Here is a 22834-nt window from a genome sequence, read left to right on the forward strand (position 1 = left end):
TTGACTTCTATAATAGTCGTCGTCGGCACAGTGTTTGTGGCAACATTTCACCTATTGACTACGAGAGCTCTGCTATTATTCAAGCAGCATAAGGGAGTCCTCCACGATCTCAGGGGAAGCTCACTGGGCCGGGCGCACCCCGCTGGCAGGTTGGCGACCGCTCGGGCGATCAGGCTGGCAGCGGCGGGACGGGGATCATCGGCGCCCGAACCCAGATCGGCGGCCAACACCACCCCGGCTTCGGCCCAGGTGGCCGGATGCGCACGACCGACCCGCCGTCCCTCATAGTTCCATGCCACGCCTTCCTTCTTCGAGCCGTAGGTCTCGATGTCGGTGCCGTCCAGGTCGATCGTCGGACGGGACGCCCGCAGCCGGGCCCGGCGATGCTCTGGGAGGGCGTCAACCCACCGCCCGATGAGAGTTCCGATCGCCATCTCGATCCTGGCGAACGCCTTGTCGTCCAAGCGGTCAGCGGCGAGCGCGAACGTCGATGCCGCCGGCGGAGAGGGGACCGCCCGCAACCCCGCACCCGCCACATCCGCGCGGAGATGATCCAGATCACACATGAAGTCCCCGCCGGCGAGCATCGACTCCGCCATCGACAACAGGACTGCCCCGACACCCAGACCCCGCCGGCGGTGCTTCAACCAGCCCACCGTGCCATCGACACAAGCGGTGACACCCAGCACCCGGTCGACCTCCGCCACCAGACACAAACCGGCCCGGGCGGTCACCGACGGATCCGGCTCCCCGATGATCACACGCCGCCGTCTCCGGGCCTCTACCATCTTCACCGAACGGGTGGCCTTTCTCTCCAACAGTCACTGACTCTCGACAAGCCAGATTCTGTTGGGAGACTAGGCCCCCGTCGCGGATGATCCCCGATCAGCCCACCACTACCTGTGGATCTAGACATCCCACGGTTCCAACTCGTCAAGCGGCTTCGGGAATTTTCTGGTCGGTGCGGTGGCCCCAGGCGACTGTCTCGTCGTAGGTGCTGCGGTGTTCGAGGCAGCCATGGAGGATGCCGACGAGGCGGTTCCCGAGGGCTCGGAGGGCGGCGTGGTGGGTGTCACCGGCGGCCCGGCGGGCGTCGTAGAAGCTTCGGGCGCCGGGTGAGGCGGTGAGGCTGGCGAACGCCCACAGGTAGATCGCATCGGCGAGGCGCTGGTTGCGGGCATAGCGGGCCAGCACGACCCGTTTGGTGCCCGATGCCCGGGTGATAGGTGACGTGCCCGCGTAGTTCTTGCGAGACTTGGCGGTGCCATACCGGTTCGGTTCGTCGCCGAACTCTCCGAGCACCCGGGCTCCGAGGACGGTCCCCAGTCCTGGCAGGGATCGGACCACCTCGGCGTCCGGGTGCTTGTCAAAACCCGCTTCGAGCTCCCCGGCGAGGACGGCGGTCTGAGCGACCATGGCGGCGATCACCGCCACACTTGCGGACACCGATGCCCCCATGGCCGTCGAGACCGCAGCCGGCGCAGCGAGTTGCGGTGCCCGCAAGACCGCCTGGATCTCTCCGGCGCGTTGGTCGACCCGTCGGCGCCGGCCGCCCCGGCGTAATGCGGCGGCGATCTTCGAGCTCGACAGGCCCCGGCCCAGCTCCGGCGTCGGCGCAACCCGGAGCACCTCGAGTGCATCAGTGCTGGTCAGGTCGTCGAACGCGGCAAGTGCGGCGGGGTAGAACTCGCGCAGCGTGGAACGCAACAGGTTGGTCTGGCGGCCCCGCGACCAGATCATCGACTGGTGCGCTCGGGCCAGGATCTTGACCGCCTGAACCTGTTCGGAGTCCGCCGAGACGCTCCGATGGTTGTGGCGGTCGGTGCGGACCATGTCGGCGAGCACCTTGGCGTCGCCCGGGTCGGACTTGGCCCCCGAGGTGGAGTGGCGGTCCCGGTAGCGCGACGTCGACATCGGGTTCACCGCGAACACCTCATAGCCGGCCGCGACCAGCGCGGCTACGAAGAGGCCCCGGTCGGTCTCGATCCCGACCACCACGTCGCTGGGCTCGTTGACGTGGAAGCCGACCATGTCATGGAAGCGGGCGATGCCCTCCACGCCCTCGGGCAGCCGGCCGCCCGCCAACCGCTTGCCGGCCTCGTCCTGCACGTACACGTCGTGGTGGGCCTCAGCCCAGTCCACCCCTACGAAGATCATCTGGCTCCTCTCGACCTGACCGGCACCAACACCGAGCCCGAGGACCCCAGCAGCCACCTAATGGATCAGTGCTCGAGGCACGACATCCCACCAGCCGTCACGGGACCTCACCGACCGGCAGGGGCACGATCTAGATCTAAGGCTCGAGGCCCAGGCCAGAGGAGTGCTCACCTGCCGGCGGCTCCGGTGACCAGCCTCGCCCAGCCCAGCAGCGAGGTGGTCGATCCCCATTAGGTCAGATGCCGATGCGCTGAGCCAGCAGCTCCCGGTGGTAGGTCGGGTCGCCGAAGAGCAGCTCGCTGCTCTTGGCCCGCTTGAAGTACAAGTGCGCCGGATGCTCCCACGTGAAGCCGATCCCGCCGTGCACCTGGATGTTCTCCGCCGCGGTGTGGAAGTACGCCTCGGAGCAGTACGACTTCGCCAGGCTCGCCACCACCGGCAACTCGTCGTTGTCCTCCCCCGCGGCCCACCCCGCGTAATAGGCGGCAGACTTCGCCGACTCCACCTCCAGCAACATGTCGGCGCACTTGTGCTTGATCGCCTGGAATGAGCCGATCGGCCGGCCGAACTGCACCCGCACCTTCGCGTACTCCACGGCCATCTCCAACACCTTCTGCGCCCCTCCGACCTGCTCGGCGGCGAGAGCCACCGCAGCCAGGTCGAGCATCTTCGCGAGGGCGGCCCAACCGCCGCCGTCGGCGCCGACGAGGCGGGCCGGCGTGCCCTCGAAGGTCAACCGGGCCTGCTTGCGGGTCTGGTCCATCGTCGACAGAGGCGTCGCCGTGAACCCCGGCGCAGCCCGGTCAACCGCGAACACCGACACCCCCGCCACGCTGCGCGCCGCGACCAGCACCAGGCTCGCCGTGTGACCGTCGAGGACGTAGAGCTTCTCGCCCGTCAACGTCCACCCCGCACCCGAGCCCGCCGCCTGCAAGGTGACACCCGCCTCGTCCCAACGACCCGACGCCTCCGCCAGCGCCACCGTGGCGATCGTCGTCCCCGCCGCGATCCCCGGCAGGTATTCCTTCTTCGCCCCGTCATCACCCGACGCCAGCAGCAAGTTGGCTGCCAACCCCACGCTCGAGAAGTACGGGGAGCACAACAGCGCCCGCCCCATCTCCTCCAGCACCACCACCAGCTCCACGAACGAGTAGCCCGACCCGCCGTACTCCTCCGGGATCGCCAAGCCCTGCAGACCCAACTGGTCACCCATCTGCTTCCACACCGCCGGGTCGTACCCCTCGGTGGTCTCCATCAGCCTCCGGACCTCCGCCTCGGGCGACTTGTCCTCGCAGAAGCGCCGAACGGCCTTCCGCAGCTCTTCCTGCTCGTCACTGAAAGCGAAGTTCACGATCCGGTCCTCCTAGTTTAGCCGGGGATGTGGGGTTCAGCCGGGGATGTCGTCAGGGCCTGGATGGCGCTGGGCCAACTTGGACTCCGAGACCCGGTCTTGTCGGACCATGGGCCGACCGCACGTTTGGTGAGACGTTAGCAGACGGTTGTCTCGAGCACACGGTTGTCTCGCCGGTAGATGGCCGCCTCAGCCGGGGGGCTCCGCCCAGACGAGCGAGAAGTCCTCGGTCTGGCGGCTCCGCCCGGAGCTGCACCTGCAAGCCGACCCCGACGTCACCGGGGGGCAGCGTGGTGGCGGCGAGCAGGCGCGTCCCCTCGGGCAGCTCGACGACCAGCGTGGCGTAGGGCGCTCGGGCCTGCCAGCCGGGATCCATGCTCCGGTGGCTCACCACGAAGCTCACGACCGAGCCTTGGCCCGCGACCGGCTCGAAGCTTGCCGAGCGCGAGTGGCAAGCCGGGCAGAAGCGGCGGGCGGGTGCCTCCAGCGGCCGCATTCGCCACAACGCTGGACGCACACCTGCCCGGCCGTGACCATGGAGCGGTACCACTCGAGGGTCAACCATTCGGCGGCCGGGCGCGTAGGTGCCAGTCATCTGTCCCGCCCCAGGATGGCGACGCTGCCGTCCCCGAGGTCGCCGTAGCCGGTCACCAGGGCTGTCTCGGTGGTGGTACCTGCGCAGCGCCGGCGGTGTGGCGGAGCTGGCGGAGCTGGCGGAGCTGGCGGAGCGCCTCTACCACGTGGTTGAGCCCCCATGTCCGTGGCCATGAGGAAGTCCCCGCTGGTGGCCAGTTGAGGTAGTCGCTGGTGGCCACGGGAGTCCCCGCTGGTGGCCATGGGAAGTTGTTGCCGGCTGGTTTGAATGGTCATGCTTCGGCGGGTTTGAGCGAGGATGGTTCGGCGTCGGGGGTGTTGACCGTCGTGCCGGCGCCGGTTGTCGGCCGGCGCCGGCGGGGTGGTCATTCGTTGCGGGTGAGTTCGGCGACGGCTTTTTTGGCGCAGGTGTCGTCGACGAGGGCTTTGCCTTCGGCGGCTGCAGCGATGAGCGCGGCGACGGCCGCGTTGTTGAGTTGTCGGGGCAGGCCGTTGGCGACGCGGTGGAGTCGGGCGACGGCGTCGTCGGCGATGAGAGGATCGCTGCGCCCGGCGAGGCCGAGGTGATGGATCAGGTAGGCGGCTGACTCGGCGAGGTCCATGGGTTTGATGGTGTAGCGGGTGGCGATGCGCTGGTCGAGGGCGGCGAACACGCCCATGCGTAGTTGGCGGCTGAGCGTGGGTTGGCCGACCAGTATCCCGGCGAAGGGACTGGCCGAGTCCATCTCGGCGTTGGTGAGTAGGCGGATCTCTTCGAGTTGGGCGGGGGTGAGGAGGTGGGCCTCGTCGATGATGATCACGACCCGGCGATGTCGTTCTGCTTCTTCGGCGGCGAGCAGGGCGGCGGCTTGGGCCATGACCTCGACTTTGTGGAACCGGGGGGCGGCCCCGAGCGCGGAGACGATCGTGACATACAGGCCGCGTGTCCCGAATGCGGGGTTGGCGACGTAGACGACTAGGTGCGCGGCCGGGTCGAGGGCGGCCGCCGCGGCGCGCACCGCCGCGGTCTTGCCGGCGCCGACGTCGCCGGTGATCACGCCGAGGGCTGACTCTCCGACACAGAAGTTGATTCGGGCGACGGCTTCGGCGTGGGCTGGTCGGGCGTAGAGGTCTTTGGCCGGGATGGTCTTGGAGAACGGGGTGCGGGCGAAGCCGAAGTGGGTGACCCACGGAGCCCGGTTCACGACGCCGTTCCGGTGTCGAACAGGCCGAGTTGATCGCCGTCGCTGTTCGAGGCGTCGTCGCCGGGGCCGGCGAGGTCACGGAAGGAGATCGGGGTTGAGGTGACTGCCTCGTGTGCTGCTTGGACCATGCCCAGGTAGTCGACACCGGTAGCGGGTGCGGGGGCCCGGGCCGCTTGGGGCACGGCTGGGTGCACGTGGCGGCCGAGCACGAAGGGGGTGGCGACCCCGGCGGGGCGCCCGTCGATGACGACGTCGAGGCGGGTGAGGTCTTCAGGGTCATATCGCAGCTCGACTCGACGGCCGACGAGGGCGGGGTCGACGGTGTAGCGGTTTCCTGCGAGCGACACTGTGGCCGTGGCGGTCACCTTGCGGATCGCTGACCATCGGAACGCGTCGGCCATCACGGAGCGCTCCGCGGCCCGGGGCGCTCCTCCAGCCGAGAACCGGTCGAGGGGGGTCTGGTCGGTTTCGGCATGCACCCTGGCGTTGGCGACCTGCTCGGCCCAGGCCATGAACGTGTCGTTGAGTTCGTCGAGGCTGGCGATCCCTCTCGCCTCGGCCTCGGTCAAGAACCGGTCGCGGATGTAGCGGTTCAGCCTGGATCCACTGTCTCGGGCTGAGCGAGGGGGCGTTGTCGGGTTGCGGGCTCGGTGAGCGGGTGGGGTGCGTTCCGGCTGATTGTGGGGCGTGGTCGACTAGGGGTTCGTGGTTATCGACGTTGGGTTGTCGGCGGCTGGGTGATGGTCTGACGGGCCGCCAGGTCCGTCTGGCTGGTGGTCAGCCGGTGGCTGGTTGGAGGGCTCGGAGGTGCTCGAGTGCGATGGTGAACTCGGCTTTCCATGGCCAGCGGGCGGGGGCTCGGAGGGTGAGGGTCCCGGCTCGGTTCACGAGCCGGGCGGGCATGGCGACGTGACGGATCCGATGGGTGCGCCCGACGGTGTAGGTGTGGTCGTCGGGGACCAAGTCGCCGAGCGCGGCGGTCCAGCGGATGAGGTTGTGCGCGAGGACGGCGCACGCGAGCCAGGCGCCGTTGGCGGCGAACACGCCGGAGGGCACGTGGTCGAGCCCGGCGTTGTCTTTCAGGTCGCGGATGGCGAGTTCGACCACGGTGTGGTGGCGGTGGAACCGGTCGACAGCGACGGTGCCGGCGGCCAGGTTGGTGAGGAAGGAGTGGTGCCGCCAGGTCGGGAACAACGCGGACTGGGCTGTCTCGGCGAGACGGGTGCGGCGCACCACTAGGCGCAGACCCTTGTAGGCGCACTCGGCGACCTGGGCGGCGCCGCCGTTGTCGGTGTAGTCGATGTCGGTCCACGCGTCCTCCGCGATCCCAGCGATCGCAGCGTTGATGGCGACATTGGAGCGGACCGTCATGGTGAACCGCACCCCGAGACGGCCGAGGGTGGCGATGGTCTTGTTCGACCAGAACCCGGAATCGACCCGCACGACGATCCCTCCGGTGGCGCCGCAGGACCGGACTCTGGCGATGAGCTCCTCGACGAAACGGTTCGCGCCCCGGGCGGTGTTCGCGGAGCCTTTGCGCATCCGGGCGTGGAGGATCTCGCCGGTATCGGCCCTGGTCGCGAGTAGCGGGTGGTAGCCGAGGACCTTGGTGTAGCCGTAGGAGGCGCCGGCCTTCTTGTGTCCGTGGACCTCGCAGTCGTCGAGTGGGGGTGTCAGGGAGTCTGTGTAAGAGGGATCCACCAACCAAATAGGTAGGCCTGGAAGCCTGCCAGTAGGAGGTGTATCTAACGTGACAGTGACTGATGAGACGACGGTAGTGGGCTCGGTGCCTGGGACCGATGATGGTGGCATCCGCGGCGGGTTGGTGCCGGAGTCGGTGATCGATGAGCTGGTGGCGAAGGTTCGGGCTGAGGGTGTGGAGCTGGTCAGGACAGTCGGTCGAGGCCCTTTTCGTGTACTTGGTGATGAGGCGTCGGATGGCGTCCCGGCTCAACGGGGCGCCGCGGGGACCGGGGAAGAGCGGGACGTCGGGTTGGCCGTGGCGTTCGGCCAGCCAGGGTTCGAGCACGGCGACGGTCTGGGTGGTCAGCGGCGTTGAACGATGCTTGCGGCCTTTGCCGAGACAGTCGACGTGAGCGCCGGTGCCGAGATGAAGGTCTTCGACGCGCAGCGCGATGAGCTCGGAGACCCGCAGGCCGGTCTGAGCGGCGAGGAGCAGCAGGGCATGATCGCGTCGCCCCGTCCGGCGATTGCGATCGGGGGCGGCGAGGAGCGCTTCGGTCTCAGCGACGGTGAGAAAGCACACGATCTCCTGGTCGTGGCGTTTGGGTGGGATGGCGAGGACCCGGCTGATGGTTTGGGCGTGCTCGGGATGGCGCAGGGCCGCGAAGGAGAACAGGGAGTGGATGGCGGCGAGGCGGGCGTTGCGGGTGGCGACGCTCACGTGACGGTCGTTTTCGAGGTGGTCCAAGAACGCCGCTACCCGCTCGGCGTCGACGTGGTCGAAGTCCAGCTGGCAGGGGCCCACTCCGGTGGTCTGATGGAGGTAGCAGAGAAGGAGGCGCAGGGCGTCTCGGTACGCGGCGATGGTGTGGGCGCTCGCTCCGCGCTGGGCCAACCTCTGGGTGAAGAACGCCTGCAGGGTCGGGGCCAACGCCGTCACCGGACGCCCCCGATGTCGAGACCGTCGAGCCGGCGGACGCTGAGGGCGAGCAGCTCGGGCGTGGCCGACAGATACCAGTAGCTGTCCTTGGGGTCGGCGTGTCCCAGGTAGGTCGACAGGGACGGCAACCGTGCTTCGACGTCGACTCCAGCGGCGTGCCAGTCGGTGATGGTCCTCACCGCGAAGGCATGGCGGAGGTCGTGAATCCTTGGTCGGCAACGACCGGAACGGGGTGGAAGTCCGGCGATGGCGGCCATCTTGCGGAACAACGACGACACGTTGCAGTAGATGAGCCGGGTGCCGGCGCCCGAGAGCAGCAGGGCGGGCGCCTTCGGGTTGGGGCACAGCTCGTCTCGCCCGACGGCGTAAGCCTTCAACGCCGCGGCGGCGCTGGCGTGCAGCACCACCAGGCGGGACTTGTCGAACTTCGAGCTGCGGACCCGAAGCGTGCGATCGTCCCAGTCGACGTCGTCGCAATCGAGTCGGATGGCTTCACCGACTCGCATGCCGGTCACCGCCAGCAAGCCGATCAGGGTCCGGTAGGTGACCCGGGCCAGCGGATAGCGCAGGCGCTCGGCGGCGTCCATCAACGCCATGACTTCGGCGTCGGTGTAGAGGTAGGGCACGGCACGTGGGATCTCGACTCGGCCGAACACGTCCGGCGGTGGGACCACGGTGGCCGGCTCATGTGCTTGCAGCCACTTGGCGAACACCCTCACGACACTGAGCCGCTGTGTCCACCACCACCGACTCCCGTCGGCCGGCAGGCAAGCCCATGCCACCGCCACCTCGGTGGTGATCACCGAGACGCCCACGCTGTCGCAGTAGGTGACGAACTGGCCGAGGAGCTTCTCGGCCCTCTCCAGCTTGTAGCCCAGCGCCCGGCGCACGACCAGGTAGTCGCCGACCGAGGCTGCCAGGGGCGTCATGCCAGGCTCCCAGGCCACGGGCGGGCGAGGATGTCGAGGGTGTGGTGGTCGACCTTGGCGTAGATGGCCGTGGTCCCCGGGCGCCGGTGCCGGAGCACCTGGCCGATCTCGGTCAGGTTCGCGCCGGCGCGCAGCATGTCCGAAGCCGCCGAGTGGCGCAGCGTGTGCGCACCTACTCGGGGCAGACCAGCCCGGTTGCAGGCGTCGTAGACCACCCACGTCACCCCAGGACTGCTCAACGCCACCAGCGGGGCGATCATCCGCACGAACACCTCCCGACCCGGGGCGTCGGGACGACCCCGCTGCAGGTAGCCGGCGATCGCCTCCCCCACATCGACCGGCAACGGCAGTCGCTCCACCCGCGGCCCCTTGCCGTGCACGACCACCTCCCCCGCCCGCCAGTCGATGTCGTCCAAGCCGAGCGCTGCGACCTCGCCTGCTCGCAGACCGAGCCGTGACAAGCACACCAGCACCGCGTAGTCGCGCCGACCCCGGCGGGTGCGCCGGTCGCAACTGGCGAGCAGCCGAGCGGTTTGTGCTGGCGGCAACGCCCGCGGCAGCGAGGCCTGCCGCCACGACGCGTACGAGGGGACCGCACCCACCAGCGCCGTCGGCGTCAACCCCTCCAGGTGGCAGAACCGCAGGAACGACCGCAAACACGAGACCAGTTCCCGTGGCGACATCTTCACCGGCCGTGCACAGAAGTCGACGACGAACCGGCTCACTTCAGCGGCGGTCACCGAAGCCAACGAGCGGTCCTCTCCCACGCCGATCTCCTCGGCGAAAAGGCGAGCAGCAACCTCGTAGTGCGCCACCGAGCGCGGGGTCAGCCCCCGCTGGGACACGAGGTATTCGACGTAGCGTCCCGCCACCGCGTCGAGCGGCCCGACCGCCGGACACGACGACTCTGCGATCACCCCCACTTCGGTCAAGTAAGCGACCAGCGACCGGGTGCTCACAGGTTGCTTCCGCAGCAAAGCCGGTGCCGAACGATCCGCCCACCTGCGCAGCTACCTCGACACCACCAGGAAGAACGATATCTCCGCCATGGACGCCCTCATGCGGCTCTTCTCAGGAGATCCTTGGATGCCGCCGCAGCCCACGTAGGTGAACAGTTACGCTTGGTTTGGGGCCCAGACCAATGGACTGGGGAGTTTGGCTGCACGTGAGCGCAGGATCCAACAAGGCGAGTCACCTGCCTGCCACTATCCGTGACACCGGTGGCGGGTCGCGGTGACGCGGGCCGAGGACTTCGGCAACGCCGCCGCCCTGGTGCTGGACGCGACCGTGGTCACCGCCACCAGCGGGGTGCGGCGGAAGTTCCCCTGGCGGGAGTTCCTAGGACCGTCCTGAAGTAGTCGTCGCAGGATTCGCGTTCTGTGGCCGGGTTGGCCATCTGGACCAGCGCTCGGCGCGTGCTGCAGGACCGCAGCCAGCAGCCCGAGCAATCTGAGGTAGCTCTCGATCCGGCGGGATAGGTTGGGCCGGCGCACCTTCACGGCGACCTCCCGGCCGCCGTGGAGGACGGCGCGGTGCACCTCGGCGATGGAGGCAGCAGCGACCGGGGTTCGTCGAAGTGCTTGAAGACCTCGTCGAGGGGGACCCCCAACTCGCGCTGGACGAGGGCACGGACACGGCCGGGTGCCTCAGCCGGGCACTGGTCGAGCAACCCGCGGAACTCGTCGGAGAGCACCTCGGGGAAGGGCCCCGGGCTCGACGCGATCAGCTGCCCGAGCTTGACGTAGGTCGGACCCAGATCGGCGAAAGCCTGGCGCAGGGCGACCGCGAGGGCACGGGGACTCCTGCGCCGGGGATGGATCACCAGGAACGGACCGCGACGAGCGACCACGACCACCCCGCTCGCCGCAAGCGTGAGGGCCACCTCGACGAGCCGGGCGGCGTCGACAGGGGACAGTCGACGGAGGTCGACGGGGAGGGACGACCCGCCCCCCTGGTAGCGACGCATGCTGAGAGCCCGGGGCCACCCGCCGTGGAGCCGGGCTGGTGGCGGGAAGGGTACGGCCCAAATGTCACCACCGGACAGGTACCCGCCGGGGGCCGCGTACCTGACCACCGGTCCAGACGACAGCGTCCGCGTCTGCCAGCTCGAAGGTCGGCACCCTGGCCAGCCAGGTCTCGAGGGCCACCCGCATCTCCATGCGCGCCAGGTTGGAGCCGAGGCAGCGGTGGATGCCCGCACCGAACGCCAGGTGCCGGTTCTTGGCTCGGTCGATGACGAACTCGTCGGCCCGGTCGAACACGGCCGGGTCGCGGTTGGCAGCCGGGAAGGTGAGGATCACCTTGTCCCCGACGGTCATCGGGCAGCCCTTGTACTCGACGTCCTCGGCCACGTAGCGGGCCATCGTGACCGGGCTGTAGAAGCGGAGGAACTCCTCGACGGCGGTGTCCATGAGACCGGGATCGTCCCGCAGCCGCTGCTGGTCGTCGGGATGGGTGGCCAAGTGCCAGAGGCTGGATCCGATGCCGCTCCAGGTCGTGTCGATGCCGGCCAGGAGCAGCAGGAAGCACGATCCGACCAGGTGGTGGTCGGACAGCGGCTCGCCGTCGATCCGCGACTCCACAAGCAGGGTCAGCACGTCGTCCGGGCGGCTGCCCTCCGGTACGGCCAGGCGATCGGCGATCCTCCGGCGGAAGTAGTCGATCAGCTCCGTCACCGCGGCGATGGCACCCTGGACGTTGGTGAAGCCCTGCTGGATCACCGTCACCGCCCAGCCCGTGAAGATGGCCTCGTCCTCCGTCGGGACGCCGAGCATCTCGGCGATGATCCGCACCGGGATGTGCTGGGCGTAGTCCACCGCTGCGTCAGCCTCGGAGCCGCCGATGAACCGGTCGATCAGCTCGTTGGCCAGCTTGCGGGTCACCGGTATCAGGGCATCCACGGCACCGGGGGAGAAGGCGGGCAGCAGCAGCCTCCGAGCCGCCGTGTGCTCGGGCGGATCGGACGTGATCGGGGGCGCCTTGAGCATCGTCGTGGTGAGAGGGTCGACCTCCCGGCCCGCGGTGATGACCGCGATGTCGAGCGACGAGAAGTGGTCGATGTCGTGGGCGATCGCCGTCAGGTCGGCGTACTCGACCGGCATCCAGGTGGATCCGTAGCGCTCGGTGTGTGCTACGGGACACGACTCGCGAAGCCCCCGCCAGACCCGGTCTGGCTCGAGCGTGTACTGCGGATCGAGGACGTCGAAGTCGTCGGTCCAGCTCTGCACTGCACGGGTGTTCTCTTCTACCGAGGTCACAGGTCCGTCCTCCTCATTTTCATCTGGTCATTTCATCTGGACTCGCCTGGGCTCGCTTGGGCTCGTGCGGGCTCGGCGGGTTGCCCTCAGGGCGCCGCTTGTCGTAATGTGCTACACACTACAGCATATGTATTCCGTCGCAAGCCTTCGCCGAGCCGCCGGGTGGGACGCGCCAGTGGGACCGGCCGCACGACGGCGGCAGACCAGGATCCCGGGGGCCGCATGAAGATCTCGAGGGGACAGACTGCAGCGGTCACCGGAGCCGCCTCCGGCATAGGTCGGGCGCTCGCCATGGACCTCGCGAGGCGGGGTTGCCACCTGGCGCTCGCCGACATAGACGAGGACGGGATGGCGGCCACAGCGCGCCTGGCTTCGGCCAGTGGCGTCCGGGCTACCACGACCAGGCTCGACGTGGCCGAGCGGGCCGCGGTGCAGCAGTGGGCCGACGCGACGGTGAGCGAGTCCGGCTCCGTCGACCTGGTGGTCAACAACGCCGGTGCCGCGCTCATGGCGTCGGTGGAGTCGATGTCCTACGAAGATTTCGAGTGGCTCATGGGCATCGACTTCTGGGGGGTCGTCTACGGCACGAAGTCCTTCCTCCCCCACCTCAAGGCCGCCGGGCGGGGCCACATCGTCAACATCTCCAGCGTCTTCGGATTGGTCGGGATCCCGTCCCAGTCCGCCTACAACGCGGCGAAGTTCGCGGTGAGGGGCTTCACCGAGGCGCTCCGGATCGAGCTCGACATCGAGCGCTCCGGCGTGTCGTGCAGCGCCATCCACCCCGGGGGGATCAAGACCAACATCACCAGGAACGCGCGCATAGACGGTGCTGGCGACGGCCGTCCCGGCAGGACGTCCGCCGAGCTTGCCAAGACCGCCGACCGTGTCTTCCTGACCAGCCCGGAGAAGGCCGCAGCGACGATCCTCCGGGCTGTCGAGCACGACCGCAGGCGGGCGATGGTAGGACCCGACGCGGCGCTGATCGACATGTTGGCCCGTACGGGCCCCGGGCTCTACCAAAGGATCATCGGGACCCTGTCGAAGCGCCTGCTCTGAGGGGGCGGATGGGCTCCCAGCCGGCACGATACGCCCCTCCCTTGCGGCGCTCATGGCAGGATGATACAACATTGGTACCAGTGTTACTCCGTTAGTGCGTGCGGGGCGCCGCCCGCGACGTCCATGCAGTTGATCCAGCGCATGCTCTGCCCCACGGCGGAGCATGAAGAGAGGACGGCCGTGGCCCTCGACCTTGGCAGGATGCTCGAGAGGATCGGGGACCGGCAGTGGGCGCTGGCGGACGTCGACTGGGATGCTCCGGGGGCCGATCTGGTCTCCGACGAGCAGTGGCCGTTGCTGAAGGATTTCATGGCCGACCTGACTTGGATCGAGCAGATCGGCGCACGAGCCTTCGCGGCGTTGGAGGTGAAGGCCCCCGATCCGCAGCTGGCCGCCATCTACCGGTACTTCCACGCGGAGGAGCAGCGGCATGCCAACGCGGAGCTGGCCCTGATGAGGCGGTGGGGCATGGTGGGACCGGGCGACGTCCCGAAAGCCAACATCAACGTCCGCCTGGCCATCGAGTGGCTGGACTGCTACGCGGACCGCATCCCTTTCGGCGTGCTGGCGGCAGCGATACCGATGCTCGAGGTCGCGCTCGACGGTGCGCTGCTCAAGTTCCTCGTGGACGAGGTGCACGATCCCCTCTGCGGGACCGTCTTCGACAGGGTCAACAACGACGAGTCCCGCCACCTCTCGGTCGGGTTCCACGTGCTGGACCTGCTCGGTGACGAGCCGGTCTACCGTCAGGTAGCCGACCTCTTGCGCTCCGGGCTCAACCCCGTCCTCCTCGTCAGGCTGCTGGGTGTCTTGCCGTTGCTGTCCCGAGAGTGCGACAACATGGAGGCCATGGGTATCGACGAGAGGCGGTTGCAGGAGGCCCTGGGGCGCTTTGCGAGGCTCGGGGACCGGAGCCCCCGGACCAAGCGAGGAGTCGGCTACCAGCTCCTCAAGTGGTACGGCACGGTCCTGGTGGACTCCAGCCACCCCTACCACATCTTTGGCAACCTCCTCCTGGACCTGACCAACTTCTACCCGCGCCGGCTCATCCGGCCCGTACCCTCCTGGATACGACAGCTGACCTACGAGCCTGTCGCGTGAGCAGCAGACACATGCTCCGCCGGCCGCCTGCGGCCGTTCGCTGCGACCCTGAGGCCGCCGGGCCGGGGCGGAGCAGGTCGTGAGCCTGGTCGGGTTCTTCGCCCGGGCCGTCGCCGAGCGGACCACCGATCCAGCACGCGACGACATCGAGGAGCGCATCTTGGTGGCGACGCTGCGCCAGATGGAGCTCTACGGCCTGAAGCGCACCACCATGGAGGACGTCGCCCGGCGCGCCAAGGTCTCCCGCGTGACGCTGTACCGGCGGTTCGCAGGGAAGGACGCGCTCCTAGAGGCGGTGTTCCTGCGGGAGGTATCGGAGTTCCTCGCCGAGTTGGACCTGGCAACCTCGGCCTGCAGCCGGGACGAAGACCGGATCGTGGTGGGTTTCGCCTTCACCCTCGAGTCGATTCGTAGCCACCCCCTGCTCAACAGGTTGCTGACGGGAGAGCCTGACTCCTTCCTGCCCCAGCTCGTGGCGATGGGCGGACCCCTGGTCGACGTGGCGCGGGACTACCTGGCCACCCAGATGGTCGGTAGGTCCGGTCTGAGTCGTGGGGACGACGACGAGCTGACGGCCATGGCCGAGATCGTCGTCAGGCTGCTGCTGTCCTTCGTGCTGATCCCCGGTTCCCGGGTCGACCTCGAGGACCCCGAGCGCGCCCGCCGGTTTGCCCGTCGCTACCTGGTCCCGTTGTTCGAGGTCGCTACCTGCTCGTCGGGGGAGCCCTCGAGGCTAGAGGCCAAGGGGCAGCAGGGCGACGCCGGGCCCCGGGCATGACCGCCCTTCGGCCCCTGTTCGGACGGCGAAGGTCCTACGGCTCCCACGCTGTGGTGACCGGGGCCGGAAGTGGCATCGGCAAGGCCTTCGCCCTCGAGCTCGGCCGGCGGGGTGGGCAGGTCGTCTGCGCCGACATCGACAAGGCCCGCTCCGAGGCGACGGCGGCCGAGATCACCGCAGGAGGCGAGCGGGCCCTGGCCGCCGGGTGCGACGTCGCCGACCTTGACGAGGTCGTTGCTCGCAGCGAGCGGGCCGGGCGGTGGTTCGACGGGGCGGTCGACGTGGTGGTCAACAACGCGGGGGTCGGGATCGGCGGCCGTCCCGTCGGGGCAGAGCGGATGGAGGACTGGCGCTGGGCGCTGGGGGTCAACCTGTGGGGCGTGATCCATGGTTGCCACGTCTTCGCGCCCCAGATCCGCGCGACCGGGTCAGGCGGCATCATCAACGTGGCGTCAGCGGCGAGCTTCGCAGCGGCGCCCGGGATGGCCGCCTACAGCGTGTCGAAGGCCGGGGTGCTGGCCCTCTCGGAGACCATCTCGGCCGAGATGGCCGGCACCGGAGTCCAGGTGACGGTGCTGTGCCCGACCTTCGTCAAGACCAACATCGCCAGGGACGGGCGGATCGACGCGTCCGCCGCGTCCTTGGCGGACACCATGATGCGCTGGACCGGGTGGTCGGCCCCCCGGGTTGCCCGGGCGGCTCTCGACGCCTTCGACCGGGGCAGGCTCTACGCGCTGCCCCAGCCCGACACCCGGCTGGTGTGGGACGCGAAGCGCCACCTACCCAACAGCTACAGCAAGGGTTTGGGGCTCGTGCACCGGCTCACAGGGAGCGGCATGCCTGCGCCGGACGCGGTGCAACCGCCGGGAGGTCGCGCGTGAGCCGGGGTGGGATCGCCGTCGATGCGCCGGCTCGGGCCCCGCTGGGCCACGCCCCCACCGCAGAGGCCGGGCCGCCCGATGGATCGATCGCCACGCTGATCGTCGGTGCCGGCTTCGCCGGCATCGGAGCTGCGATCCGGTTGCGCAACGCCCACATCGACGACTTCGTGATCCTGGAAGGGGAGTCTGGGATCATCGGTGGGAGCTGGCGGGACAACAGCTACCCAGGCGCGACGCGCGCCATCCCGCCCCTGCTCCATCCGTTCTCCTTCGCGCCAAGACCCGGCTGGTCGCGCGCCCACACCGGCAGCGAAGAGATCCGAGAGTACCTGGGATGGCTGGTAGACCGCTACGACCTGGCTCCCCACATCCGCTCCGGCCGGACCGTGACCGGCCTGCGCTTCGGTGCCGAGACCGGGCGTTGGTCGGCGACGACCGGCGGCGGTGAGGTGATCGAGGCCCGCAGTGTCATCATGGCCAACGGGCCCCTGTCCAAACCCCACCTGCCGGCACTGCGCGGCATCAGCACCTACACCGGTCACACCATGCACAGCGCCCGGTGGGATCCCGACTATGACCTCGCCGGAAAGCGGGTTGCCGTTATCGGCACAGGAGTCAGCGCGGTGGACACCGTCCCGCGCCTGGTCCGCGTGGCCGACCGGGTGAAGGTCTTCCAGCGCACACCGGGATGGGTCCTGCCGCGAGTCGACCTGAGGACCCCGGCATGGACCAAGGCGCTCTTCGGGAAGGTGCCCGGGGCCGGGGCCCTGGCTCGGGGAGCCCTGCACTGGGGTCAGGAGGCCGCGGCCCTGGCGGCGGTGTGGGAGACGCCGATGACCTCCGCCGTGGAGACCATCGCCCGCGCCCACCTGCATGTCCAGGTAAGAGATCCATGGCTCCGGCGCCAGCTCACCCCTCAGCACGGCGCCGGGCGCAAGCGCCCCCTCATGTCGAGTTCCTGGTATCGGGCCCTGCAGGCCGACAACTGCGAGCTCATCACCTGGCCGATCGCCACGCTCAGCCCCAACGGCATCAGGACATCGGACGGCATCGAGCACCAGGTTGACTGCATCGTGTTCGCTACCGGGTTCGAATCAGCACACCGCAGCCCAACGCCGTTCCCCGTGCTCGGGGTAGGGGCCACGTCGCTCGACGATGCATGGGCGGGTGAGTCGCAGGCCTTCGAGGGCGTGAGCGTCGCCGGCTTCCCCAACCTCTTCCTCACCTACGGGCCCGGCTCCGGACCCGGCCACAGCCCGGTCACCGCATGCCTCGAGGCTCAGATCGACTGCGCGGTGCAGGGGGTCACGGCGATCCTCAAGGACGATCTGCGCGCCCTCGACGTCAAGCAGGAGTCCAGGACCGCTACAACTCCGGTCGGCAGCGACGCCTCGCCAGGACCGCCCAGAACTCATGCGCTCGGGACTGCAGCTCGCCAGGGAACGGCCTCCGCGCGCCGACGTGCCCAGGCTTCGCCACCAGCTTCCGGCACGAGTTGCGGCGCCTGAGCCTCCGCGACTGCGACGCGTCCTGACTACGGCTCCAAGCGCAATGGACACACGATGCCTGCCCGGGCCGACACACCCCGATCCTCATCCGTCGAGGGCGGCACGCCAACCGCCGATGCGGTGCGGGTCTAGCCTAGCCCGAAGTTGCGGGCTCAAGGCGGGAGCTGAGTGGACGAAGCCCTTGCCCAACAAGGGCTTTTGGTGTCTCGGTGGTCTCAGAACGTAGCCAGTTAAATATTTGCTTTCGGGCTGGCAATCCTAATACCTGACAGCCTCCCTCTACGGGGGGTCGGTCAGCCTGGGACGATGACCGCCCGTCCTACGAGCGTGCCCTGGGAGAGGGCACGGTATGCGTCGGCCGCTCTCTCCAAGGGATAGACCTCGGTCGCGGGGAGGATGCGCCCGCTCTGGGCGAGGGCGATGACCTCGCGCAACTCCGGGATCGTCCCCCAGTAGGTCGTCGCCACCGAGAGCTCGAACGGCACGGTGAAGAAGCCGACCGGCAGGGCACCGCCGGCGATGCCGACGACGGTGAGCTGGCCGAGCGTCCGGCCGAGCGACGCACCCAGGGCCATGGTGGCATCCGCGCCGACGAAGTCGAGGACCAGGTCGGCACCGCGGCCCCCGGTGTGGTCGCTGACTGCGGCCTGCGCCTCCGAGGGCAAAGCGACGGCGAGCGCGCCGGAGGCGCTCGAGCGCTCGAGCGCAGCCGGCCGCTCGTCGACCGCCACCACCGTCGCCGGGCTTGTGGCCCGCAGGATCTGCACCGCCATGTTGCCGAGCCCGCCGGCGCCGATCACCACCGCGGTGGAGCCCGGCACGAGGAGCGCCAGGGATCGCTTGATGGCGTGGTAGGGGGTGAGACCAGCGTCGGTGAGGGGGGCGGCGACGACCGGGTCGAGGTCGCCGAGCGGTACGAGCCGCCGCGCGTGCGGGACCCGCATCAGGCGTGCCTGGCCACCGTCCGCGCCGAAACCACCGCCCCCGGCCCGCAGGTGCGCTGATCTCAGGCAGTAGTTCTCCTTCCCCACGTCGCAGTTGTTGCAGTGGCCGCAGCCCCACGCTCCGTAGACCGCCACCGGGTCGCCGATCGAGAAACCCTCGACGCCGTCGCCCAGGGACTCGATCCATCCCGCGTTCTCGTGGCCCAGCGTGAAGGGCAGGGACCAGGGGGTGAGGCCCTCGTCGAAGTCGTGGAGCAGGTGCAGGTCCGAGTGGCACACGCCGGCACCGGCGATGCGGACTATGACCTCGTCGTGGCCGGGGACAGGGTCCTCCACCTCGCGAAGCGTTGGCTCGGTCCGCCAGGCGGTCATCTGGAACGCTCTCATGCGGTCTCCTTCTCGCCTGCCATGACCCCCGTTGCGGCCCGCATCGCGATACCTGGCCCGCTGTAACGTCGCGGTGGCCGGGGCGCGCCAGTGGCCTGCTGCGGGCGCCCGCCGGTGGCGGTTGACACAGGGGGGCCTCCGGCGACGATCGTGACATGGAACCCAGGCGTCTGGACGGCAAGCGCGCGATCGTCACCGGTGGCGGCAACGGCATAGGTCGGGCCTGTGCGCTGCGACTGGCGGCCGAAGGCGCCTCGGTGGTGGTGGCCGACGTGCTCCTCGACGCGGCAACCTTGGTCGCCTCGGACATCGCATCCGACGGCGGGAGGAGCCGGCCCGTGGAGTTGGAGGCGTCCGATCAGGCCAGCAACGACGCGATGGTCGCCGCCGCGGTCGAGGCCTTCGGGGGCGTCGACGTGCTCGTGACCGCAGCGGGGATCAGCCATGCCCGCTACCGCAGCGGTGACACCGCCAACGACATGGCCGAGCTCGCACTGGCGGCGCAGGCGCTGAGCGAGCCGTACGGGGCGCTGGTCGACCTCCCGCTCGGTGACTGGCAGGAGGTGCTCGACGTCAACCTCACCGGGACGATGCTCGCGATGCAGTCGGCGGCGCGCCGGATGGTCCAGCAGGGCTCAGGAGGCTCGATCGCGTCGATCGCCGCCAAGGCCCCGGAGGCCGGTCCTATGGCCTACGCGGTCTCCAAGGCGGGTGTGTGGATGCTGACGAAGTCGGCAGCCCGGTCACTGGCGGCAGCCGGCGTGCGGGTGAACGCCATCGGGCCCGGCTTCATCGACACCAACATGACCAGGATCCTCAGCGACATGGAGCCGGTACGGAGCCAGGTGCTGGCCCAGATCCCGATGGGTCGCCTCGGCCAGCCCGGCGAGGTGGCTGCGGTGGCAGCCTTCCTCGCCGGGGAAGACGCCTCGTAGATGACCGGTGAGATCCTCCACCCCGGTGGTGGCTTCTTCACCGGCTAGAGGCCGGCGCCACGGGCCACAGCGACGAGCACGGGCGCGGCCGCTTCGAGACGCTGCCGCCGGCCTTCCCTCTGCGCCGCCCTCGACGTTTGGATGCGCCGCGACCCCGCACGTGGTCGCCCTGCAACCCCTCAGGCCGTGGTCAGCCGACCCTGGTCGATGACGACATCGCCGTTTTGGCGCTCGGTCCGGAAGACCGAGTGGCCGTCCATCTCCCACATCTTGACCGTCAGCGTGTCACCGGGGAAGACCGGCTTCGAGAAACGCGCCTCCATGCCACCGAAGCGGCTCGGATCGCTACCGCAAAGGGAGTGGAGCAGCGCCCGCCCGGTGAAGCCGTAGCTGCAGAGGCCGTGGAGGATCGGTCGGTCGAAGCCACCGAGGCTGGCGAAGCTCGGGTCGGAGTGCAGCGGGTTGAGGTCGCCCGAGAGGCGGTAGAGAAGAGCCTGGTCCGGCCGTGTCGCGTAGCTCACCTCGTGGTCCGGGGCCCGTTCCGGTGCGACGTTGCGGGGCCCCGACGGGCCGCGGTCGCCACCCCAACCTCCCTCGCCGCGAAGGAAGATCGAAGACGTCGTGCGCCACAGCACCTTGCCGCTCGCGGGCTCGACCGCGGTGCCCTCGATGGCGACGACGGCGCCGGAGCCCTTGTCGTAGATCCCGACGACCCTGGAGGTCACGCGGGCGCGGCCCTCCGGCAGGATCGGTCCTTCCAGGTGCACTCCCTGCTCGCCGTGCACCAGCATGGCGAAGTTGAAGCTGCCGAGCTTGGAGAACAGACCGGTCTGGGACGCCGATGCTCCCACCCCGCTCTTCTGGCGGACGCTCTCCCCGCCTCCGGCAACCACGGCAAAGGTCGGAAGCACCTCCTGGGGGGCGTCCTTGGTGTCGTGGGTGGCAAACTTCAACTCGTCGGTGCCGCAGCCCACGCCCAGCGCGTAGACGACCGCATCCACCCTGGACCAGCTGACCTCGCTCGGCTCCGATTCGACGCCGACAGCATCTGGATTGATAGGCATGACGGGCCTTCCCCTCTTGTGTTGTGTCTCGGAGTGAGCCAGGCGCTCGCTCCTGATGTCGTGCATCCCCCCTCGGTCGAAGCGCAACCGGGCTCTGCGAAGCCAGTCTGGCGCATCGGGTCAGGCGGGTACCACCCGACCGGACACTCGAGCCGACCGGACGCTTCGAGGCCGCCCACCCGTCACGACCGCGGTGTGCCGGTGGACAGCAGGCGCTCTATGCGACAACATGGCTGTCATGTTGCACCCTCCGATCATCCCCGCCCGGGGCGCGGCATCCTGCGGAGAGGTTGCCTGGTGAGCCAGATCGCAGGTGTCGCCCATTCGCCGCCGGATCTCGACGTGGTGATCGTAGGCGCCGGTTTCGCCGGCGCCTACCAGTTGCACCGGCTTCGCCAACTCGGCCTGTCGGTCGTCCTCCTCGAAGCCGGGTCAGGCCTGGGCGGCATCTGGCACTGGAACTGCTACCCGGGCGCCCGGGTGGACTCCCACGTGCCGGTCTACGAGTTCTCCGACGAGGCCTTGTGGCGGGACTGGTACTGGGACGAGAGGTTCCCCGACTGGGAGGCGCTCAGGCGCTACTTCGATCACGTCGACGCCGAGTGGGGCCTCAGCAAGGACATCCGCTTCGACAGCCGCGTGACAGAGGCGGTGTGGGACGAAGATCAGCGTGCCTGGCAGGTCGGCACCGAGCGCGGCGACGTTCTCCGTGCCCGCTTCGTCGTGATGTGCACCGGCTTCGCCGCAAAGGCCTACATACCGGCCTTCCAGGGGTTGGCGGACTTCCAGGGAGCGTGTCACCACACCGCCCACTGGCCCCAGCAGGGCCTCGACATGACCGGCCGGCGTGTGGGGGTCGTCGGCACCGGGGCGAGTGGCGTCCAGGTGGTGCAGGAAGCGGCGAAAGTGGCGGCAGCGGTGACGGTGTTCCAGCGGACGCCCATCCTTGCGCTCGCCATGCAGCAACGTCGCCTCACCCGGGAGGAGCAGGACGCGGCCAAGGCCCACTACCCCGAGATCTTCGACCTTCGGACCAAGACCAACAGCGGCTTCGACCTCCCCGAGTCCCGTCAGTCAGCACTGACGGTCCCGCACGACGAGCGGCTCGCGACCTACGAGCGGCTGTGGGCGGCAGGAGGGTTCAGCTTCTGGGCCAGCAACTACTCCGACCTGCTGCTCGACGAAGCCGCCAACCGGCCCGCCTATGACTTCTGGCGCGACAAGGTGCGGGCCCGGGTGAAGGACCCGGCCGTCGCCGAGGTGCTCGCGCCGGCCACGCCCCCCCACCCGTTCGGGGTCAAGCGCCCATCGCTCGAACAGACGTACTACGACGTGTTCAATCAGGACAACGTCTCGCTGGTGGACCTCAAGTCAACGCCGATAGAGCGCATCACTCCCCGTGGCGTGCTCACTGCCCAAGGGGAGCACGAGTTGGACATCCTGGTGCTCGCAACCGGCTTCGACGCGGTGACCGGGAGCCTCACCTCCATCGACATACGAGGATCCGGCGGCTACAAGCTCGGGGAGCACTGGCAGCACGGAGTGCGGACCCACCTCGGGCTCGCAAGTGCCGGCTTCCCCAACCTCTTCTACCTGTACGGCCCGCAGAGCCCCTCCGGGTTCTGCAACGGTCCGACCTGCGCCGAGGTGCAGGGCGAGTGGATGGTGGACCTGCTGGCGCGCCTGAGAGACACCGGGACCACCCGCATCGAGGCGACCACGCAGGCCGAGAGCGCGTGGCGCGACCAGGTCCAGAGCATCGCCTCCATCACCCTCTTCCCGCTGGCCGATTCGTGGTACATGGGGGCCAACATCCCCGGCAAGCCCCGGGAGATGTTGAACTGGCCGGGAGGCCTCCGGCTCTACATCGCGGCGTGTCGAGCGTCTGCCGACGACGGATACAGTGGCTTTATCCTCCAAGGCGAGCCCTCATAGGTGGGCTCCTCCCTCGTGGGCCGGTGGCCGGCCTCCCGCCATCGGCACGCAGAATAGGTGCCTTACAGCTGTCGCAGAGCCGTCGGCCGGCTGTGCCCCCGAAAACTCAGGAGTCGCCTGTGAGCAGTCCAACCACCCCTACCCACCAGG

18 protein-coding genes and 3 pseudogenes are annotated in these 22834 nt (G+C 69.0%); 7 read left to right on the plus strand and 14 right to left on the minus strand.

Features of this window, described 5'->3' with window-relative positions; translation table 11 throughout:
• Positions 1–47: 47 nt before the first annotated feature.
• The 12 genes and pseudogenes from K6U06_RS23675 to K6U06_RS23730 form a co-directional block, all read right to left on the minus strand.
• A complete protein-coding gene (locus K6U06_RS23675) occupies positions 48–761 on the minus strand; it encodes a hypothetical protein (protein WP_262324457.1) in 714 nt (237 codons plus the stop codon).
• A 172-nt stretch (positions 762–933) separates the two neighbouring features.
• The gene (locus tag K6U06_RS23680) at positions 934–2157 is read right to left on the minus strand and encodes an IS110 family transposase (protein ID WP_262324458.1); all 1224 of its coding nucleotides are present in this window, start codon (positions 2155–2157) and stop codon (positions 934–936) included.
• A 235-nt stretch (positions 2158–2392) separates the two neighbouring features.
• Positions 2393–3508: an acyl-CoA dehydrogenase family protein gene (locus tag K6U06_RS23685; RefSeq protein ID WP_262324459.1), complete on the minus strand. Its 1116-nt coding sequence runs from the start codon at positions 3506–3508 to the stop codon at positions 2393–2395.
• Between the two features lie 52 nt (positions 3509–3560).
• A complete protein-coding gene (locus K6U06_RS24910) occupies positions 3561–4103 on the minus strand; it encodes a Zn-ribbon domain-containing OB-fold protein (RefSeq protein WP_410051140.1) in 543 nt (180 codons plus the stop codon).
• Between the two features lie 364 nt (positions 4104–4467).
• Positions 4468–5286 carry an ExeA family protein gene (locus tag K6U06_RS23690; RefSeq protein WP_262324460.1) on the minus strand — a complete coding sequence of 273 codons (819 nt, stop codon included), beginning with the start codon at positions 5284–5286 and terminating at the stop codon, positions 4468–4470.
• A complete protein-coding gene (locus tag K6U06_RS23695) occupies positions 5283–5855 on the minus strand; it encodes a Mu transposase C-terminal domain-containing protein (protein WP_262324461.1) in 573 nt (190 codons plus the stop codon). Before K6U06_RS23695 ends, K6U06_RS23690 begins: the two co-directional genes overlap by 4 nt.
• A gap of 208 nt (positions 5856–6063) precedes the next feature.
• Positions 6064–6987, minus strand: a complete 924-nt coding sequence (locus K6U06_RS23700; RefSeq protein ID WP_262324462.1) for an IS1380 family transposase — start codon at positions 6985–6987, stop codon at positions 6064–6066.
• A 187-nt stretch (positions 6988–7174) separates the two neighbouring features.
• Positions 7175–7909: pseudogene (locus K6U06_RS24915) on the minus strand (tyrosine-type recombinase/integrase); the annotation flags it as partial.
• The gene (locus tag K6U06_RS23715) at positions 7906–8838 is read right to left on the minus strand and encodes a tyrosine-type recombinase/integrase (RefSeq protein WP_262324465.1); all 933 of its coding nucleotides are present in this window, start codon (positions 8836–8838) and stop codon (positions 7906–7908) included. The gene K6U06_RS23715 and the pseudogene K6U06_RS24915, both read right to left, overlap by 4 nt.
• Complete coding sequence (locus tag K6U06_RS23720) at positions 8835–9797, minus strand: site-specific integrase (protein WP_262324466.1); 963 nt, start codon at positions 9795–9797, stop codon at positions 8835–8837. The genes K6U06_RS23715 and K6U06_RS23720 overlap by 4 nt, the downstream gene beginning before the upstream one ends.
• Before the next feature lie 513 nt (positions 9798–10310).
• A pseudogene (locus K6U06_RS24920) lies at positions 10311–10388 on the minus strand (AarF/UbiB family protein); the annotation flags it as partial.
• A 480-nt stretch (positions 10389–10868) separates the two neighbouring features.
• On the minus strand, positions 10869–12095 hold the full coding sequence (locus tag K6U06_RS23730; protein WP_262324468.1) for a cytochrome P450: 1227 nt from the start codon (positions 12093–12095) through the stop codon (positions 10869–10871).
• Between the two features lie 222 nt (positions 12096–12317).
• Between K6U06_RS23730 and K6U06_RS23735 the strand changes: the two genes are divergently transcribed.
• The 5 genes and pseudogenes from K6U06_RS23735 to K6U06_RS23755 all read left to right on the plus strand — a co-directional run bounded on the left by K6U06_RS23735 (position 12318) and on the right by K6U06_RS23755 (position 17445).
• Positions 12318–13151 (plus strand): SDR family NAD(P)-dependent oxidoreductase, encoded by an 834-nt coding sequence (locus K6U06_RS23735; RefSeq protein WP_262324469.1) that lies wholly within the window; start codon positions 12318–12320, stop codon positions 13149–13151.
• A 180-nt stretch (positions 13152–13331) separates the two neighbouring features.
• On the plus strand, positions 13332–14252 hold the full coding sequence (locus tag K6U06_RS23740; protein WP_410051141.1) for a ferritin-like domain-containing protein: 921 nt from the start codon (positions 13332–13334) through the stop codon (positions 14250–14252).
• A gap of 79 nt (positions 14253–14331) precedes the next feature.
• Positions 14332–15030 (plus strand): TetR/AcrR family transcriptional regulator, encoded by a 699-nt coding sequence (locus tag K6U06_RS23745; protein WP_262324471.1) that lies wholly within the window; start codon positions 14332–14334, stop codon positions 15028–15030.
• A complete protein-coding gene (locus K6U06_RS23750; RefSeq protein ID WP_410051142.1) occupies positions 15027–15911 on the plus strand; it encodes an SDR family NAD(P)-dependent oxidoreductase in 885 nt (294 codons plus the stop codon). The genes K6U06_RS23745 and K6U06_RS23750 overlap by 4 nt, the downstream gene beginning before the upstream one ends.
• A gap of 41 nt (positions 15912–15952) precedes the next feature.
• Positions 15953–17445, plus strand: a pseudogene (locus K6U06_RS23755) (flavin-containing monooxygenase).
• A gap of 267 nt (positions 17446–17712) precedes the next feature.
• Here K6U06_RS23755 and K6U06_RS23760 read toward each other — a convergent pair.
• The gene (locus K6U06_RS23760; RefSeq protein WP_262324474.1) at positions 17713–18750 is read right to left on the minus strand and encodes an NAD(P)-dependent alcohol dehydrogenase; all 1038 of its coding nucleotides are present in this window, start codon (positions 18748–18750) and stop codon (positions 17713–17715) included.
• A gap of 155 nt (positions 18751–18905) precedes the next feature.
• Between K6U06_RS23760 and K6U06_RS23765 the strand changes: the two genes are divergently transcribed.
• Positions 18906–19685, plus strand: a complete 780-nt coding sequence (locus K6U06_RS23765) for an SDR family NAD(P)-dependent oxidoreductase (protein ID WP_262324475.1) — start codon at positions 18906–18908, stop codon at positions 19683–19685.
• 179 nt (positions 19686–19864) lie between these two features.
• On the opposite strand, the gene K6U06_RS23770 is transcribed toward K6U06_RS23765, so the two are convergent.
• Positions 19865–20749, minus strand: a complete 885-nt coding sequence (locus tag K6U06_RS23770) for a MaoC/PaaZ C-terminal domain-containing protein (RefSeq protein ID WP_262324476.1) — start codon at positions 20747–20749, stop codon at positions 19865–19867.
• A gap of 297 nt (positions 20750–21046) precedes the next feature.
• Between K6U06_RS23770 and K6U06_RS23775 the strand changes: the two genes are divergently transcribed.
• Positions 21047–22684: a flavin-containing monooxygenase gene (locus K6U06_RS23775; protein ID WP_262324477.1), complete on the plus strand. Its 1638-nt coding sequence runs from the start codon at positions 21047–21049 to the stop codon at positions 22682–22684.
• The last annotated feature ends 150 nt before the right edge of the window (positions 22685–22834 follow it).

Source organism: Acidiferrimicrobium sp. IK (genome assembly GCF_025499425.1).
GTDB lineage: Bacteria > Actinomycetota > Acidimicrobiia > Acidimicrobiales > Palsa-688 > Acidiferrimicrobium.